The sequence below is a fragment of the Parabacteroides leei genome, from assembly GCF_023369805.1.
Lineage (GTDB): Bacteria > Bacteroidota > Bacteroidia > Bacteroidales > Tannerellaceae > Parabacteroides > Parabacteroides leei.
In genome coordinates this window covers 422,871-441,858 of sequence record NZ_JAMBQG010000002.1, presented here as the reverse complement: position 1 = coordinate 441,858, position 18,988 = coordinate 422,871, and the positions used below count along the sequence as shown (strand labels likewise).

The 18,988-nt window shown below is 43.8% G+C and carries 14 protein-coding genes; 4 read left to right on the top strand and 10 right to left on the bottom strand.

Features of this window, described 5'->3' with window-relative positions; all coding sequences use genetic code 11:
- Window positions 1-43: 43 nt before the first annotated feature.
- Complete coding sequence (locus tag M1P97_RS05465) at window positions 44-619, top strand: zeta toxin family protein (protein WP_028729609.1); 576 nt, start codon at window positions 44-46, stop codon at window positions 617-619.
- The gene (locus M1P97_RS05460; RefSeq protein ID WP_165359785.1) at window positions 612-782 is read left to right on the top strand and encodes a hypothetical protein; all 171 of its coding nucleotides are present in this window, start codon (window positions 612-614) and stop codon (window positions 780-782) included. Before M1P97_RS05465 ends, M1P97_RS05460 begins: the two co-directional genes overlap by 8 nt.
- A gap of 75 nt (window positions 783-857) precedes the next feature.
- Here the strand turns inward: M1P97_RS05460 and M1P97_RS05455 are convergent, their stop codons facing one another.
- The 4 genes from M1P97_RS05455 to M1P97_RS05440 are packed head-to-tail and all read right to left on the bottom strand — an operon-like array spanning window position 858 to window position 4,810.
- Window positions 858-3,017, bottom strand: coding sequence for a S46 family peptidase (locus M1P97_RS05455; RefSeq protein WP_249388574.1), 2,160 nt, complete (start codon window positions 3,015-3,017; stop codon window positions 858-860).
- 24 nt (window positions 3,018-3,041) lie between these two features.
- Window positions 3,042-3,518: a CYTH domain-containing protein gene (locus tag M1P97_RS05450; protein WP_195370832.1), complete on the bottom strand. Its 477-nt coding sequence runs from the start codon at window positions 3,516-3,518 to the stop codon at window positions 3,042-3,044.
- Window positions 3,519-3,566: 48 nt separating this feature from the next.
- Window positions 3,567-3,704: a hypothetical protein gene (locus M1P97_RS05445; RefSeq protein ID WP_249388573.1), complete on the bottom strand. Its 138-nt coding sequence runs from the start codon at window positions 3,702-3,704 to the stop codon at window positions 3,567-3,569.
- Between the two features lie 35 nt (window positions 3,705-3,739).
- Window positions 3,740-4,810 carry a DUF2027 domain-containing protein gene (locus M1P97_RS05440; protein WP_249388572.1) on the bottom strand — a complete coding sequence of 357 codons (1,071 nt, stop codon included), beginning with the start codon at window positions 4,808-4,810 and terminating at the stop codon, window positions 3,740-3,742.
- Window positions 4,811-4,927: 117 nt separating this feature from the next.
- Here M1P97_RS05440 and M1P97_RS05435 point away from each other — a divergent pair, with 117 nt between their 5' ends.
- Complete coding sequence (locus M1P97_RS05435; protein ID WP_195370826.1) at window positions 4,928-6,145, top strand: S-adenosylmethionine:tRNA ribosyltransferase-isomerase; 1,218 nt, start codon at window positions 4,928-4,930, stop codon at window positions 6,143-6,145.
- Between the two features lie 94 nt (window positions 6,146-6,239).
- Here M1P97_RS05435 and M1P97_RS26430 read toward each other — a convergent pair whose 3' ends face one another.
- Both M1P97_RS26430 and M1P97_RS05430 read right to left on the bottom strand, forming a co-directional pair.
- Window positions 6,240-6,440, bottom strand: coding sequence for a type II toxin-antitoxin system RelE/ParE family toxin (locus tag M1P97_RS26430; protein WP_394803880.1), 201 nt, complete (start codon window positions 6,438-6,440; stop codon window positions 6,240-6,242).
- Window positions 6,431-6,607, bottom strand: a complete 177-nt coding sequence (locus tag M1P97_RS05430; protein ID WP_195370824.1) for a hypothetical protein — start codon at window positions 6,605-6,607, stop codon at window positions 6,431-6,433. Before M1P97_RS05430 ends, M1P97_RS26430 begins: the two co-directional genes overlap by 10 nt.
- 115 nt (window positions 6,608-6,722) lie before the next feature.
- On the opposite strand from M1P97_RS05430, the gene porE reads away from it, so the two are divergent.
- Window positions 6,723-8,717, top strand: coding sequence for a PorE family type IX secretion system protein (gene porE, locus M1P97_RS05425; RefSeq protein WP_195370822.1), 1,995 nt, complete (start codon window positions 6,723-6,725; stop codon window positions 8,715-8,717).
- A 9-nt stretch (window positions 8,718-8,726) separates the two neighbouring features.
- Here the strand turns inward: porE and M1P97_RS05420 are convergent, their stop codons facing one another.
- The 4 genes from M1P97_RS05420 to M1P97_RS05405 all read right to left on the bottom strand — a co-directional run bounded on the left by M1P97_RS05420 (window position 8,727) and on the right by M1P97_RS05405 (window position 18,974).
- Window positions 8,727-9,086: a hypothetical protein gene (locus tag M1P97_RS05420; protein ID WP_129729506.1), complete on the bottom strand. Its 360-nt coding sequence runs from the start codon at window positions 9,084-9,086 to the stop codon at window positions 8,727-8,729.
- 436 nt (window positions 9,087-9,522) lie between these two features.
- Window positions 9,523-10,647, bottom strand: a complete 1,125-nt coding sequence (locus M1P97_RS05415; protein ID WP_195370820.1) for an aldose epimerase family protein — start codon at window positions 10,645-10,647, stop codon at window positions 9,523-9,525.
- 315 nt (window positions 10,648-10,962) lie between these two features.
- The gene (locus M1P97_RS05410) at window positions 10,963-14,424 is read right to left on the bottom strand and encodes a DUF6383 domain-containing protein (RefSeq protein WP_249388571.1); all 3,462 of its coding nucleotides are present in this window, start codon (window positions 14,422-14,424) and stop codon (window positions 10,963-10,965) included.
- 851 nt (window positions 14,425-15,275) lie between these two features.
- Complete coding sequence (locus M1P97_RS05405; RefSeq protein WP_195370816.1) at window positions 15,276-18,974, bottom strand: MBG domain-containing protein; 3,699 nt, start codon at window positions 18,972-18,974, stop codon at window positions 15,276-15,278.
- Window positions 18,975-18,988: the final 14 nt, after the last annotated feature.

Here is an 18,988-nt window from a genome sequence, read left to right as displayed (position 1 = left end):
TAAAACTATTATCTATATTTGCCCTGTCAAAAAGCAGCAAATAGTGCCATATTTATATATAATATCAGGTTGCAACGGAGCAGGGAAGACCACAGCTTCATTTACAATTCTTCCAGAGATGTTGAAGTGTAAAGAGTTTGTGAACTCCGACGAGATAGCCAAGGGGCTTTCCCCTTTTAACGCAGATAGCATCGCCGTAGCTGTAGAAGCAAGCCGAATTATGTATAAGCGCATTAAAGAACTCATCGCAGCCGGTGAGACTTTTGCAATGGAAACTACGCTTGCCACCCGGTCAGTCGCAAACCTGATCAGGGAAGCACAAAGGGAAGGATATTATGTTACATTGTTGTATTTCTGGCTGAATACGCCGGATTTGGCAGTGGAACGGGTAAAAATGAGAGTGGCAGCCGGTGGTCATAACATACCGGAGAGTACTATCCGTCGTAGATATGAAGCGGGTATTCACAATCTTTTTGAACTATATATCCCCATTAGTGATTATTGGATGGTAACAGACAATTCTATGTCTCCGATGGAAGTAATTGCCAAAGGATTCAGGAATGATAAAAAAGAGATATATAATTCGGATATTTACACTAAACTTGAACATCATGAGTGAACAAGAAGTAAGAGAATTTGAAGAGAATATAGTTAAAGGTGCCAATATAGCTTTTCAACGCTTAGTTAACCAGAAAAAGAAAGAAGACGGAGAATTAGTCTTCTCTCGCAACGGATATATTTTCCGCGTAAAGGCAGCTGACTTGGAAAAAGGCATATTTTAATTATATCAGATATAAAAAGAGCGAGTGATCGAAAGATCATTCGCTTTTTTTATGGTAGTAACTTCCATTATTCGATTATTCCACCAGATCCATTTCCTCCAACAGGTAGCCGGCACCGGCATATTTATCGATCAGGAACAGAACGTAGCGGATATCTACGATAATACTGCGCTGGTAATCCGGCAGGTATTGTATATCGCCTCCTACACCTTCCCAATTACGGTCGAAGTTAATACCGATCAGTTCTCCGTTTGCATTCAAAACAGGGCTACCCGAGTTTCCTCCGGTACTATGCGTCGTCGCACTGAAAGCAACAGGCATCTTACCATTCGCCATACCATAACGGGCAAAGTCTTTTGCGGCATACAATTCTTTCAGGCGGGCAGGAACAACAAACTCCCAGTTGGTCGAGTCTTCTTTTTCCATCACACCGTCAAGCGTAGTCTGGCAACTGTAATAATCGGCATCCCGCGGACTGTATCCCTTCACCTGGCCGTAAGTCAGACGCAGGGAGAAATTGGCATCGGGGAAATTGGCTTTATCCTGATACATGGCCAATAGCCCTTTTACATACATCCGGTGAGCGATGGCATAACCGGCATCAAAATCCGCCAGGGCAGCATTCAGGTTAGACTTTTCTTCCTGCACAGATTTAGCAAACAGGATCATCGGGTCTTCTTCCAGTGCTTTAACGGACGGGCGCGTTTTAAATTTATCAAAGTTTTCTTCACTTCCATAGATAGATTTGTCGAACAGATAATCCACAAAACGGTCTACATCACCTTTGAACTTCTTGTCGATCAGGGCAAAGTAAGCCGGTTGTGACTTAGCCGGAACCAGCCGGCGATATTCCTTCAACATCACTTTGGCTATCTTCTTGTCCACTTCGGGTGCGTAATCCTTATCGGCAAAACGATGGTAGGCCATTTCCAACATACGCACCTGCTTCTGTTGTTCGCTGCGGTCTTTACCTTTCAGGGCTTCGCTGATAGCTTGAATATCCGAAGGCACTTTTGTAAATTCAATACCGCGCAGGATTGCTTCATCCAGCATCCAGCTGCGGAAGCGAAGGTCTTTACGATCGGAAACGATCTGTTCGATCGTCGATAAGGCTTCCGGGTAATCAGACTCGTCATTATCCAGCGACCAGGCAACCAGGCGATCCTGCTCTTCCTTCTTTACCTGTTCGAAGTTACGTTTTTTTATCGCCCAATTGCTACCGATAGCATTTTTGTAAGCATTAGTCGATCCGGCATATTTGCTGGCGTACTGAATACGTACAGACGGATCTTTGAGCATCTCGTCCAGCATCACTTCCTGACGAAGGTTGCGGACATTGATACGGACTGCATTGTCGATATCACGACGTTCGGCTACTTCCCAGGAAGTATAATACTTGTTCGTACGTCCCGGAAATCCCATCATCATGGCGTAATCGTCTTCCTCCACTCCTTTTATAGATATCTTGAACCAGCGTTTCGGATGAAGGGGAACATTGGTTTCGGCATATTCAGCCGGGTTACCGTTGGCATCGGCATAAACACGGAAGACAGAGAAGTCGCCCGTATGACGCGGCCACATCCAGTTGTCGGTATCCGCACCGAACTTACCGATAGAAGAAGGGGGAGCTCCGACCAGGCGGATATCCGAATAGATCTTCTTCGTGAACATATAATATACGTTACCGCCGTAGAAGGCTTTGATCTCCACTTCCGTTCCGGGGTTATCCTGCAGGAACTTTTCTCCTACCCGGGCTTTAGCCAGTCCGTTCAGGTATTTGGGAGAAAGAAAGTTCATACTGTTCGGATCGGTATCTTTCTCGAGTTCCGCTTTCACGTAGTCGGTGACATCTTCTATTTTGTCAATGAAGGTCACGGTCAGTCCCGGATTGGGAAGTTCCTGGTCGCGAGTGGTTGCCCAGAAACCATCGGTCAGGTAGTCGTGCTCCAGCGTACTGTGTTGCTGTATCTGACCGTATCCGCAGTGATGGTTGGTCAATAACAAACCGTCCGGCGATACGATCTCACCGGTACAACCGCCACCGAAGATGACAACGGCATCTTTCAGCGAGGCAGAGTCGGGACTATAAATGTCGTAATCCTGCAACTTCAGGCCCAGTGCCTGCATCTCCGGAAATTTCTGTTGTTTAAGTAAAGGAAGCAACCACATTCCTTCGTCGGCTACGGCCGGCAATGACAGAGCGGCAGCCAAAAGGGATAATAAGATTCTCTTCATAGTGTTTTATCGTTTAAATTAGTATTATTTCTTTGCCCATCCGGTATAAGGTTCTTTGGTAAGCATCGAGTTGTAATATCTCCTGTCACCGCTTACCTCTTCCCCTATCCATTCCGGTTTCTCAAATACTTCGTCTTCGGAAGCCAGTTCTATTTCGGCCATAACCAAACCTTCGTTGGCTCCGTGAAAGACATCCACTTCCCAGATATGCTTCCCTGCACGGACAAGGTGGCGCACTTTATCGATGGCTCCCGGTTCGCATAACTTCAATAACTGTTCGGCATCCGCAAGCGGCACTTCCTGTTCGAACTCGTAACGGCTCAGCCCTTTTTCGTCCGAAGGGCCTTTGATAGTCAGAAAACCTTTCTCCCCACGGATCCGTACACGCACCGTACGTCCGGGCACTGCACAGATATATCCCTGCACAATACGTTGCGAATTGAATACATCGGCTGAGAAGTCTCCTCTTACAATAAACTTTCTTTCTATTTCAGTAGCCATATCATTCTCGTTTATCCGGTTGTTAGCTGTATTGGGACAGCACCTGTTTCAGTTTTCCCTTGCAGGAAAGTTGTTGCCGACAGCGTCGGCAACATTGTCGAGGGCGTCAGCAATATTGTCGACGACGTCGGCAAATCTGTCGAGGGCGTCGGCAACAGATTTTCTGCAAAGGAAAACAGTATTCATACGGTACTTATTTCTTATTAATCAGGAGCAAATCCTTATTTGATCGTTACCATAGTGGCACCAAAACCGTATTCGCGGAAAGAAGCATCCTGATAATAGTGCTGTTTGTATCTCGTTTTCAACTCTTTTTCGATAGCCTTACGAAGTACTCCGTCGCCTTTACCGTGGATAAAGACAATCTTCTGCCCTTTATGGTTTGCGTACTTACCGAGAATTTCATGGAACTTATCCAGCTGATAAGTCAGCATGTCCGCGTTACTCAGTCCGTTTGTATTATCCAACAGTTCAGTTATATGCAGGTCGACTTCCAGGATGGCACCGTCAGACTTCTTCTTAACGATCGGCTGCGGGGCATGACGATCTTCACGGGCTTTCTGAAACATAGCCTCTTTCAACTCTGCTGCAGAGATAAGCAATTCCTTTTCCGGAACGTCGTTACGTACGATGGAATAAACCATAGCGTCTTCTTCAAAGAAATCATTTTCCATAAAGCAATGTTGCTTGTAGAACTTGACCGTATCGAGATGCAATTCAACCGAGATGGAATTCTTCAACGAGTAAGGTTTATCTTTCTTGAAAGCGATCAGCTGCACACATATGCGTTCGAGGTCGTTCAACTCTTCTTTGCCGAATTCTTCTATAAATATCTTTGTGTTCGGTTCAACCAGACCGTTGTAACGGCTTATCCAGCTATTGTTATGACGGTTCATATAATTGAAGAACAGATAGTAGTTGCTATCGTTTATAAAATAAGCTTCATAGCCGCTATCCTGTATAACTTTCGATGGTTCAACCGGCAAATAAGCCAGATGGATGTTCAGGCGTTCGCCTTCAGCTGTTTCTTCCACCTTCACCTCTTCCTCTTTGGGCTGGGGTTTCGGCATCGGTTGCTGAACCTGGAGCTGAGGCTGCACACGCGGACGGTTAGAGCTATGCACCTGCATCTCGTTATCGCCGCCGACAACAACACATTCCCGGATCAGGGCCGGAACTTCAAAGCCGTCTTCGTCTTCCACCAATACCTGATCTTTCCCTTTAAAACTACGTACAATGCCGCCTCCTGTCGTATTCAGGAAACGCACCTTATCACCAACCTTTATATTCATACTTATTTTATCTTTATATTCGTGTCGACAAAGATACTTCATTATACCATAATATCATACAAATTTGTACTTTTGCAGCCGGGTTCGGTAAGATCGTACCCCGTAATAATGAATGCAATGGTCACAAAAACTCAACAGATAAGTATCGAAGATTACAATTATTCGTTGCCCGACGAGCGAATCGCCAAGTTCCCGCTGCCGAAACGGGATGAGTCTAAATTGTTACTCTACCGCAACGGAGAGGTCAGCGAAAGTATCTTCAAACAGATCACGGATTATCTTCCGGAAGGTTCACTGATGGTCTTCAACAATACCCGCGTAATACAAGCCCGGCTACTGTTCCAACGTGCAACGGGAGCGCAGATAGAAGTTTTCTGTCTCGATCCTTCCGAGCCGCACGATTATGAACGGATCTTCCTGGAGACGGAAACTTGTTGCTGGATCTGCCTGATCGGGAATGCGAAGAAGTGGAAAGAGCCTTGCCTCAGCCGGGAGATCGAGATCAACGGACAAAAGGTGACACTACGTGCTGAAAAAGTACAGAGTTACGGAGAGACGCATCAGATACGGTTTACGTGGGACGGTGGATTCAGCTTTGCCGAAGTGCTCGATGCTGCGGGAGAGTTACCTATCCCTCCTTATCTTCACCGGAGAACAGAAGAGAGCGACCTGAAAACTTACCAGACAGTCTACTCCAAGATCAAAGGTTCGGTGGCAGCCCCGACGGCAGGACTGCATTTCACACCGGAGGTGTTGGCCGATCTGGATGCAAAAGGGTTCGGTCGCGAAGAACTGACGTTGCATGTGGGTGCCGGAACATTCAAGCCTGTAAAAAGCGAGACGATCGAAGGACATGAGATGCATACGGAGTTCATTTCCGTACGCCGAAGCACCATCGAACGGGTGATGCAGAATATCGGTAAGATCATTGCCGTCGGCACGACCTCTGTCCGTACACTCGAAAGCCTGTATTATATAGGTGTTGCACTGGCATCTAACCCGGAAGCAACTTCCGACGAACTGGTTGTCAAACAATGGATGCCATACGACGAATCCAATAACCGGTTGACACCCGCCGAGGCATTGCAAAACATCCTGGATTATCTGGATAAGCATCAATTGAATACGTTGGTAACCGCCACCCAGATCATCATAGCCCCGGGCTACGAATTCAAGATTGTCAAAGGTATCGTCACCAACTTCCACCAACCCAAAAGCACCTTGCTTCTACTTATCTCCGCTTTTGTCAAAGGCGACTGGAAGAATATCTACGATTATGCACTCGCTAACGATTTCCGTTTCCTGAGTTACGGGGATAGTTCACTTCTCCTATAAAGTGTCGGTAAATCAGGCAATAATCTAGCTGAATGATGGACGGTAAGAATGTCGATCCGTTCTTCATTCAGAACCAGATAAACTATACGATATTTCAAACGAATAAGTTCACGGATTGTTTTACCTGAAATTCAGGGACCATTCGACCAATAAAAGGATAATGCTCCAAAATATCAACCGAATCAAATAAATAATTGACAACAAAAGCCGCCTGCCAACAGCTATCCTGTTCAATGTAGTCTCCTATATCGTTAAGGTTTTGGATAGCAAAATTAGTCCATTTTATTACAACCATTTGGATAATTTCTGCTTTGCTTCTTCTTTTGTATTTACTAATCCTAATGCAGATTCATATAATCCGGTATTTACCTTTTCAATAAAATCGGCATCAACTTCTTTCTTTATGGTAACACAGTCTACCGGCTGGTTTTCCATTTTTATCTCATTTGTATTATTCAACATAGTATCTGGTTTTAATAATTTATTAGAGACAAATATAATTCTTTTTAAATGAAATATACCTTTTCACGCAATAAGATTTACTCTGTTACGTTATTTTTAGAAGTAAGATATAGCAATGAAACTGAAAACATTATTCTATTATATACTCGGGCTTTTTACATTCTTCTTCTTGTTTTCCTGTAAATCAGCCAAACTGAGTGATGCGGAGGAGAAGCAACGCATTGGTGAATACTTTGAAGCAGCAGCCATTTACCGGAAAGTTTATACGAAAACTTCTCCCCAGAAGCGGGACCTACGCGGATATATTGCCTATCGAATGGCTGAATGTAACCGGCTTATCAACAATACGCCGAGAGCGACAAGTGCCTACATGAATGCACTGCGCTACGACTATCCCGACAGCATTGTAAACCTTCGCCTGGGACAGATGTACCAGAGAAGCGGCAGGTATGCCGAAGCAATCCGCTACTATAACGAGTTTCTGAAACTAAACCCGGAAAGCGAACTGGCCCTGAACGGTATCAAAGGAAGCGAATTGGCTCCGCAATGGAAACAGAACCCCACCCGTTACACCGTTAAACGTATGGAGAAGTTCAACTCCCGCCGCGGTGAATTCTGCCCGATGCTATTCGGAGAGGCTTACGATCAGCTTTATTTCACCTCTTCCCGTACCCCAAAAGGAGCCGGGAAAGATAAGGAGGAAACGGTCAGTGCCATCACCGGAATAAGAAATAATGACTTCTTCCTGGTCAAAAAAGACGAACAAGGTAACTGGCTGGCTCCTATCGAACTGGAAGATGAAGTGAACACCGAATTTGATGAAGGAACACCTTCTTTCTCTAAAGACGGAAACACCATGTATTACACCTACTGCGCACAAGATCCGGAAGGACCGCGTACCTCTGAAATATACGTATCCACCCGTAGCAGCGCCAAATGGGGAAAAGGAACACGCGCATCCATCGTAAAAGACTCCGTAACCGCCCTGGGACATCCGTCTGTTTCTCCCGACGGGAAATATCTTTATTATGTATCCGATGCCGTCGGAGGTTTCGGGGGAAAAGATATCTTCCGTTCCAGACTCGTGGGTAGCGACTTCGGCCCGATGGAAAACCTGGGACCGGAGATCAATACTCCCGGTGACGAAATGTTCCCGTATGTCCGCGACTCCGTCACGCTCTATTTTGCATCGAACGGACATCCGGGTATGGGCGGTCTCGATCTTTTCAAAGCCACCCAGGACAGTACCGGCAAGTGGCATGTGGAAAACCTGAAAGCCCCGATCAACTCAATGGGTGATGATTTCGGTATTACCTTCGAAGGAAACAAGGAACGAGGTTTCTTCAGCTCCAACCGCAACGACGCACGCGGTTACGACCACCTCTATTCATTCGAACTGCCAACCATCACTATATTTATCGAAGGACTCGTTTCGGACGTGGATGAATACCCGATCGAAGACGCCACCATACGCATTGTCGGTAAAGATGGCCTGAATGTAAAAGTTCCGGCAAAGAAAGACGGTAGCTACCGGGTAGAACTGGAACGCGACATCCGTTACGTAATGATGGCCAGTGCACGCGGTTACCTCAACCAGAATTTCGAATTGAAGACAGGCCCGGAAGAAAAAAACGAGACCTATATCGTCGACTTCTACCTCTCCCCGATCAGTAAACCGGTAGTGATCGATAATATCTTCTACGACTTCGACAAGGCGACCCTGCGCCCCGAATCGCAAAAAGCATTGGATGAAATGATCAAGATGCTGAATGATAATCCGAATGTGACAATCGAATTAGGAGCACATACCGACCGTAAAGGAACCGACCAGTACAACGAACGTCTCGCCCAGCGGCGTGCCCAGTCCGTTGTCGATTATCTGATCGCCGGAGGTATCGACAAGGAACGCCTGGAAGCCAAAGGATATGGTGAAAGCGTGCCGAAGACAATCAATAAGAAACTGGCAAAAAGTTTCGACTTTTTGAAAGAAGGGGATGTTTTGACGGAAGAGTTTATCCTGACGCTCACTCCCGAACAACAGGAAATGGCCGATCAGATAAACCGTCGTACAGAGTTCAAGGTACTTCGAACAAACTATAATTTATTCTAACTGCGATTGTTATTCCGTTCTGCTTCGTGCCAGAACTTCGGAGAATGAGATAGGCCAATCTATCGCGTTCATCAATGTTTCGAAAGCAACACGATAGTCGAACGGAACAACCATGTATTCGGAATACAGGTCGCAGACAGCTAAGGCCAGCATCATCTTTGTGTTATAATGTACATTCTTCAAAACCGCTAAACTTGTCAACACAGATGCGTTGCGGGCCATTTCAAAATCCTGTTCCGTCAGGACGATTCTATCCTTCAGCTGTTTATAATGAGGACAATCGGATATAGCAACACTGCCTCCTATACTTTCGGCGATATCCAGTAAAACACAGCAAACAGCAATCCGTTCTTTTTCTTTAGGATTCATATTCTAACTCTGTGCCGCCCCGTTTCCCTCGTTTGGCATTTTATATTATAAAGAAGCGTGGAAACTGTTAATCTATTATTCAGAACTGAGGTATCGCCAAACACCCATCGAACAAATAATAAGACAACAGCCCACGCCCTATTATATACATGAATATATATAACAAGCGTGAGCGTTTAGTTGCCTATTATCCTTGTTCGACTTGAAACTTGGCGATTTTCAGTTCCAAAGATAATATCTTAAACGCTTAACGTTGCCAACTGATGAAGAGCCGAAACTCAATGTCCGGCCAACATGTTGTCGGAGCAAAGATAGCGAAAAGCAATAAAATATATTGATTGCAAAGAATTATTAACTACAAAAAAAGGGCACCGTAAACGGTACCCTTTATGCATCAACAGACAGACTTGTTCTATCCGTATATCCTATAACTGAGTTATTCTGCTGTAAACTTATAAATACATTCGCTGACATACTTTTCTCCCGGATTCAACACAACACTTGGGAAGTCCGGATGATTTGGAGAGTCGGGATAATGCTGGGTTTCCAGACAGAATGCACCGCGGTGGGGATACAATACACCGTGTTTACCGGTATCTTTTCCATCCATGAAGTTACCTGTATAGAACTGTATGCCCGGTTCATTCGTGTATACTTCCAAAGCTATACCGCTAGTTGGAGAATAGGCCTTTGCTGCCAGTACGTTCTTATCACCGTTTGAGTTCAACACCCAGTTATGGTCATACCCGCGGCCTTTCTGTAATTGATCGAAAGGTTCATTGATATGCCGGCCGATAGCTACCGGAGTACGCAGGTCGAGCGGAGTTTCAGCAACAGTGCTTATACCTGTCGGGATCAATGTTTCGTCAACCGGAGTATAATTGTCGGCATTGATCATGATCTCCTGATCCAGGACATCGGAACCGGGAACGCCCGACAGGTTGAAATAGCTGTGGTTGGTAAGGTTCACCACTGTTTTCTTATCGGTAGTTGCTTCATATTTGATACCGACAGCGTTATCATCTGTCAAAGTATAAGTAACCTTTATATCCAGGTTTCCGGGGAAACCTGCTTCTCCGTCTTTCGACAGATAAGTTAATTCCAAAGTCTGGTCGTTCAACTGTTTTGCATCCCACATACGGGTATGATATCCCAGAGGACCACCGTGCAGACAATGCATGCCGTCATTTGCAGGGAGCGTATACTCTGTATCATCCAAAGAAAATTTAGCTTGATTGATACGGTTACCGTAACGTCCGATCAGCGCACCATAGTTACCATCAGATTTCACATACTGATCCACATTATCATAACCTAAAACCACATCGGTCATTTTCCCATTCTTGTCGGGCACCATGACAGAAACCAAACGTCCGCCATAATTGGTAATGCACGCTTCGGCACCGTTTTTATTCTTCAACACATACAATGCTGTTGGTTTTCCTTCTACCTCTGACACGAAATCAGATTTCAATAACCCGGAGAGTGTAGCCTCTTCTTTCTTTTCGGCGCACGACAGCAATAAACACATTGCCATGACAGCCATACATAGTCTCTTCATTTGAAAATTAATAATTTAAAGTGTTTTCATTACAGATGAGGGCAAATATACACTTTTCTCTGAATAATATTTGTGTCCGTTAAGATAAAATTGCGCTAATAAACAGAAACCTCCCCGGAGATAATCCAGGGAGGTTTGTTTTTGTCTGTCTTTGCTCTTCACAGAGATAGAACAGAAGAACTTTATTTCATTACTTTAGTATTAATATCTACCGCTTGTTCGCCTGTCGCAGGGTAATTGGGGTAAGGGCGATTCGCGAACCGCCCCTACGACACGCGGTAAACAATTTAGAATTATTTGATTTTAAATAATTGCTTATTTTACGATTGCTTTTACAGCTGCTTCACCTTCAACAGCTACTACAACTACACCGGCAGGTGCAGAGATTGTAGCGTTGTCAGAAGAAATTACTGCATTAGCCACTGTCTGGCCAAGTACGTTGCTGATTACAACTTTCTTGCCTTCAGCACCCTTGATGATAACTGCACCGTCTGTTGCTACAACACTAATTGAAGATACTGTAACGTCTTCGTTAGCTACTGCATCGCGGTCTTCGTTTTCGTTGATACCGAATACATCACCATTTGCATAACCGTTAACAACAACTACTGTACCGTTGATCCATTTCAGGTAACCTTCGTTAGATGCATTGTCTTTAGCAGTCAAATCACCATTCTTATAATCTTTATACTGAGTCTGGATCTTGAATGTCTTATCTGATTCGCTGGCAGGATTTACATAACGGAATGCAAACTTAGCTACATTGAAGTCAGGAGTATCCATAAACAGTTTTACAGCTTCGCCACCTTTACGGTTGATGATCAGAGTATCGTTAATATGCATTGCATCTACGAACGAAAGTTTAGCCAAATATTCACCAGCTTCTGTTCTGTTGATGTACGGGTTGTTATGCAGGTGAGTTGCACCATATACGTTAGCTGTATCGATCAGGTTGATCAAGTAGCGGCCTGTTACCATACGGTCATTTCTCGGGTGACCCGGGATTGTACAAGTATCAGGGTTATGAACTTCCGGATTTACAGCCAACAGATACTGCCAACGAGTGTTTTCACCTCTGTTGATATAAGCTGTATCAACAAACATAGATGGATTGATCTTGTCGAACTGATAAACGTTATCAATATTCAGGAAGCTCAATGTATCGTTGTCTACAACAGACTTAATATCACGTTTTTCATACAATACCTGAGCATCGTTTTCTTCACGGAAGATGCTAACCTTTTCACCGAAACCATTTTCTACGAAGTGGTATTCAGGAGCGTCAACAGGTGTCAATTTGAACAAGTCGTTAGAGTTGATCTGTTCCCATGATTCTTCAACCTGAACCTGGCCATTCTTTTCAGTAGTTGCACCGAACAGTTTCTTGCTCAGATCTAATACATAGTTATCACCATCTTTCTTGATACCGATGATATTGAACAAGCCGTCAGCTCTTTTCTTCAGTACGAATGCATAAGCAGACAGATCATTTTCATTTGTCAACTTAACTGAGTTAGGATCGCAATACATAGCATCTTCGTCCAAAGCTAATTTTTCCGGAGCATAAGTCATATACTCATCGTTAGCAACATTCTGGAATGCATAAGTCGGGATCTTCATTGTATCAGGCTGAGCTACATAGTCGCCATCTTCGTCATATTTACCATAGTTGTTGATCAAAAGAACTGTATCTTTTGTAGCAACGACTTTCCAGTTTACAGAATTAGCAGTTTCTTTAGTAAGACCCAACAAGTGTTTGCCTTCGTGGTTTTCAGTCACATAGAAGTCTGTTGTTTCTGTAGAAGCGATAGCCATCTTATACTGTGTATCTTTGATTTCGTCGTTCTTGTAGTTTACATAGTAATCTTTAGAAACCAGTTTCAAATCAACACCATTGATAACGAAAGTATCTCTTACACCACCAGAGAAAGTACTAGTTCCGCCATTATAAACAACTGCATATTTATTTGTCTTAGCATCAATCAGATACAGAGCAGAAGCAGAGAAAGAAACATTCTTTTCACGGTTTGTGAACTTGAAGTTGTATTCTGAATCATTTTCCAGAGTTACAGCCCACTGACCTTCCGGTTTAGATTGCAGATATCTGTCGGCAGCAACTAAATCCATTGCATTTCCACCGTTATTGTCAAGACCTAATACTTTACCGTCTTTAGCAGCAATGTTCTTGTCTGCTGTTGCGAAAGTAAATGTTACATATTTGTTTAACAACGGGTTGTTCTTTTCATCAACTTTACCGTTAACCATGTTGGTTTTGCTAAGAACAGCAGTCAAATCAGTCTTAACAACATCAGACTTAACAGCAGTCAATACTGTGCCTAAATCTGTAGAAACGACTGTCAAATAAACATTGTCAGAACCAACTTTTGAGCTGATAGCTAACTTACCATCTACATTTGTAATTTTAAATTCAGTAGCATCAGCTTCTTTGTCTACAAATTTTACTTTGTAAGGAGCATCAGTAATATTACCCCATTGTTCAGCAACAACAGTCAAATATTTCTTACCTGACATCAACTTAAACTCACTAGTAGTTCCTGTTGCAGTCAGTAACTTTTCACTTACAACATCGCCATTATCAATAGCTTTGTCATCTACATCAGTTAATGTTAAGATGAAGCCATCGCCCAGAATTTTGTTAAGTTCTGTTGCGGTGTATTCTACAATGTCTGCTGTAGAATTATCTTTATCTAAAGTTACAGTGTTAGAACCAGAAGACACTTCTTTCACAGCTACAATTTTTAAAGAAGCATTCAAAGGATCAGCATCTCCTTTTACAACATTTGCACCATCAGCTATAACTGCAAATGTTGCAGGAACAGCAGTGTAAGTCTGACCTTTTGCTGCATTGATTGCAGAAATAACATCTAAAGCACTGGCACCTTTAATTACCAAAGATTTGCTCTTTGCGTTATAACCATCAAGTACATCAAGAACGGCTTCAGGGCGAGCTGAATTATAAGTCACTTGTGCACTATAATAATAAGGAATTGCATCAGCTTTTGTTTCAGTAATAGTTCTTTCATCAAAGAAATCAATACCGCAATCAACGAAAGTGTTTTTTGCAGCAATATCCGCAGAGATAGTCTTTCCTGTTTGGCTTAAGAAAACCAAACCAGCAGAAATGAACGAGAACTTATAACTGTCATTACCTTTAACAAAAGCCTTAGCTGTAATCTTATTACCTTCAATAGTCATATCTTTAGCATCACCTCTAAGAAGAATGCCATAAGTCATGAAACCATCTGCCAACTTAGGCTCTGTAATAACATTATCAACCAAAGTCACTTTTGTTACATCTGCTGCAACTTCAATAGCAGTCTTTGTTGCTGCCGGTTGGTTGTTGATAGATTTATTAGAAATAGCAAGTCCCTTTACAACTACACCATCTTTAGTAATCTTCAGGTGACCTTCAATTCCTTTACTATCTTTTTCTGCTAAAATAACAACAGACTTACCAATTGTCAGATAGTTAACATTCGTTGCAACTTGAGATAATTCCTTTTTTCCATAAGCATATTCTCCAAATTTGATAATATCCTTATTAGTAAAAAGAAGAGTGTCCGCATCAGATGTCAATGTCCACTCCTTATTATCATCTGATTGAGTTGTTTGACCTTTTACGTCAGACCAATTTGTTACTGCTTGTAGTTCTGCCAATGTCGAAATCTTTACAGTCTCCGCCAAAGCATCCCCACTCCACAACGAACCAGCCAAAACCAGACTCGCTGCCATTAACGTAGAAAACTTTTTGTTCATAATCAATAAATTTAATATTAATAATAGTGTTACTAAAAACTCCTTTACAGCCCTTCTTTTATGGGCGAATTATATATAATGACTAGAAAAAACGGTCGTTTATTATCGCCATCATCAGGTGGGGTATTTGAGTTTGTCATGAAAAGAAGTAATTTCATACTTATCTTTCTATCCAATTGATAAGAAAGCATATAGAGAGGGAAAAAAAATTATCAAAAGAATTGCAGGTTTAAAACTTATGCTTACTTTTGTTGACGGAAATAAACGACCGTTTTTTCTAGTCACCTAATATATTTCATAAATATATTGCTTTTCAAGGTGTAAACAATCAACAATCACTTATTATATTATAGGAAAATAACAAAGTATATATATTAATGTACGCACGTACATTTAAATATATTACACAGTACGATACTAACTGTTTTCCAGCGACTTCCTATCTTATTTTCAGAAGATGGTTACAACTAAGCATTTTCATCATTATCTTTAAGGTTTGAGAACGTGGGAATTAATGGCTTTTCTTAGGACTTTTAATAAAGTAAGGCATGCTTTGCAAATATGTAAGGCAAGCCTTACTTTTTTGTAGAGCATGCCTTGCATATTTGCAGTTAGTACCTTACTTTTTTTAATGTAGGCTACTTAGGGTTTAACTATCATATAGAAAGACCTTACATGTAGTGATGTTCCGGCTTAGTTGTCATAGTCTTAAATGAAAGAGGGTTGAAAGACGCCATACAACGCATGCATACACCGGTTATAAGAACAAAAGAAGCCGTCCCAGGACAATGCCTGGAACAGCTTCTCCTTATAGTTCATTCCCTTAAGGGGGAAAAGGGAACAAAACAGGATTATTTCTTAATAATACGGACAGTCTTCGCTTCGCCGTTATCCAGAACGATACGAACCAGATAATAACCGCTACGCAACCGGCTCAGGTCGACTACCTGCTCCGGTTTGTTGATTACCTTCTGTACTCTACCGGCTGCATCGATCACGATGATGGCATCTACAGGAGATTCGGAAACTACTGTTGCATTATTCTCTACCAAAGTTGGATACAGACCTACACCCTGCAGGGTGATCGATTCGTTGCCTACCGTACCCAGCTTCACATTGAAGGTGACAGAGTCACGATGTGACAGGTGGTTGGTCGACTCGGGAATTGTGATATACAACTTCGTTATACCTTCGTTCTTACCGATCACATGCACACCTTCGATATGGTTTCTCGTACCTGCGACAGCGATGTTTTCAACTGTGTAAGAGATTGTTGCCGGAGATTCGCAGGAAGCATACAACAGAACAGAGTCGCCAACGGTGATCGATGTCGACTCGACAGACCATTCAAGGCCGGCGGCTGCTTTTGCGATATTCAACTTACCAGGAACCAAAGTCACGGCATAGTTGTCTTCTTCAGAGCTCAGACAGTCGATGATAAGATCGTAAGAGCCTGCGTTGACAGGGTTAACCCTGGTCTTCACTGTGTAGATGAAGTTGAGGGCATCCGGGTTATCGTTGCCTACGAAGCCGGTGTATACCGGTTTCAGCTCAGGTATCTCATCACCGTAAACGATATCTACCGTACCGGCACTGATTGTCAGTGTAGCTTTCGAAACAGTCAGGGTTCCGGTTCCACCTACTAGGGTGTAGTTGTCACCCGGATCGCCACCTTCGACATACAGGGTATAATTTCCTGCACCGGTTATTGTTCCTGCCACTTTTACCGTAGGAGCAGAAGCGGCTTTGAAATCGTCGCTGCCGATAAATCCGGAATAGGTATATTCGAATGATTCAGGCATTACTTCACCGAATGCAACCAGAGCATCTTTCGGTTTCACGGTTACTTCGCGCGGTTTGATCTGCATCTTTTCTTTGCGGACAAGCAGGTCGGAACCGTTATGTTTCACGAAGATGGAGATGTTATAGATACCTGCCGCAACCGGCAGTTCAGGATCACCGTTATAAGTAATGATCGGAGTATATGTCTGGATACCCTTCAGGTCAGTCAGCTTCACATCGGCTTCTTTGCCGGTTCCGTCGTAATCGAATACCATGTTACCCAGGATCACGTTGAAGTCTGCTTCATTCTTCAGACGCAAGACTTTGAACACTTCCGACTTCAAGGCTTCTTCCTGTCCGGACTCTGCATTGTAGCGGGCAGTGATCGTTACGCCTTCATCGCCTGTCAATGCTTTCGCACGCAGATACCAGATACTTTCTACCTTTTCTACCTGGATCAGAGCCGGGTTGGATGATTCGTAAACGATCCGGGAACCTTCGGCTATTACGGTCGATCCTTGTTTAACGACTGCATTCAAACGTACAAGGTCGCCCACGATCAGTTCGTTCTGTATCGGCGTCCAAACCATTACATAGCTATTATCCGGATATACCTGATAACGGGCTTTGCCTACGATGGTGATTTCGTAGTTCGGATTTACCTTGTTGAGTTCGGTAATACCTGTCAGTTCGTATGTTCCTACCGGCAGAATTCCTTCCGGACGGTTGTTGATAACCAGGTTCTTGATACGGTTGCCGACAGCAACGGTAGCCGTCGAGTCGAGGCTATTGGCCGATTCATCCAATTTGAAGCCTTCGTAAGAGATAAACTCTTTCTGGACTTCCGCTTTGTTGAACTCAGGATCAGCCGAACCGAATGCTCTCTTGATGGTATCCAGACGGATAATCAATGGAGCTTTGGCAACTTCGAGACGTACACTGTCGTTTGTCATTGTGCCCGGAACCAGTGTGTTCATAATCAGCTTATAGTTACGATCCTTTGCCACATACGGCGGTTGGATTGTTTTATTTTCGGTAATAACCTTGATATGCAGGGTGTCGTTGTAAGAACCCGCGTGCAGGGTATTATCGGCAGCAACCGGCTTAACAACTACTTTCGGCATGAAGTCGATAATGTCGTCAGGAGTAGTTGTTGTCTGATATTTAACATCGAAGCTGGCGAGCCCGCGTTTCTTTTCGGCATCGTTCGGTTCGAAAGTCCAGGTCGTATCCTTATCGGCTTCACCATATATGCGGTCTACGATCACTTTCCAGATGGCCAACGGACGCTGGTTGATCAGGAAGGTTCCGTCTACTGTTTTGAAAGCGTAGTTCAGAGAAGATACTTTGTCTGCATTGTCCACCTTGGCGACATACAGGCTGTCTTCTTTCTGGTTCGGTTTCTCACGCTTCAGGTTTACTTCGGTCTTTTCAGTAGCCTTGCGTCCTTCATAATCGAAGTATCCGGCAAGCGGAGCCACTTTGAAACCTTTGTCGCCTTCGGCTGTTGCGGAGATATAATCGACTGCCTCAGCTGCTTTCGAGAAAGCATACGAAGGAGCACTACCTTCTTCCAAACGTTTAGTCAGATAGAAATAACCATCCGGATTAGGTTCACCATACACCTTCTGCATCACCTTAACCGGCTTGTCGTTGATAACGACTTCTACTTCTGCCGGGAATACGGTGATAGTGATTGTGTCTTTCTTCACTTCGTATTTACCGGCGGTGATTGCCAGGATATCATAGTTAGAAAGAGTGGTTGCAACCGTGTTAGCTGCATTTGCATTCAACTCATAACTATAAGTTCCTACATCACTTTTGGTTGTGCCCAATGCACCGGAAACTGCTGTATGGGTAACCGGGAATTTGATATTACCGAACAAAGCCTCAAGTGTCTGGTCGTTCTTCAAAGTTCCGTCTGTGATGAGAAGTTCTTTTCCGGAGATATTCTTCACATTTGCATCGTCATACAGACGGGCACTGTCGGGGACAGCCAAGGTAAGAGGGGCTTGCTTAACTGTCAGCAACCCTCTACCATCGGGCCAGGCATCCGACCAAACCTGCAGGTTCAGTGTATAGTTGGCTGCTTGTCCTCCGGTCATACCGATTACAAATGTACCGGGAGCCGAGTTTTTATCTGCTCCGCCATACGTAACGTCCGGTAAAACATTCACCTGCGAATTGGTAAAGATCGCTTCCGTATCGCCATTCACAAAACCGCTGAACACAAAGTCTTTGGCAGACCAGGGCGTTGCCGGGTTCTCATCACCGTAGAAACGGCTGGTGTCGCGGGCTGCGATATCCAATGTAGCCGGATTCACCGTTAAAGGCAGGCTGGTAAAAGCACCGGCCCGGTTGCTGACAAAGAATACTACATTCGGACTGGTATATTGGAAATATTCAGTCAGGTTATTGGCCACGAAACCTAATGTCTCGCCACCGCTCACTGTCGGAGTAGCCGAAAACTTCAGGATGTCGATCGCTTGTGCCGGAGACTTGAATGATACTCCTGAGCCGATACTTCCGTATTCACTTCCATCCCCATTCACATAGAAATAGTTGAAACTGGCTCCACTGATACCCGCGGCAGCCGTACTCAGGTTGTCACCATAAGTCATCGTCAGCGCAGTATTCGTATTGAAGCTTACGTACACAGTATCGGGTGCAGCCGTTTGCGCCTGCATGATACCGCCTGAAACAAGCATCAGGGGAAGCAGCACAAGCTGCTTCCTCGATGTGAATATTGATTTAATATATTTCTTCATACTAAATTAGTTTT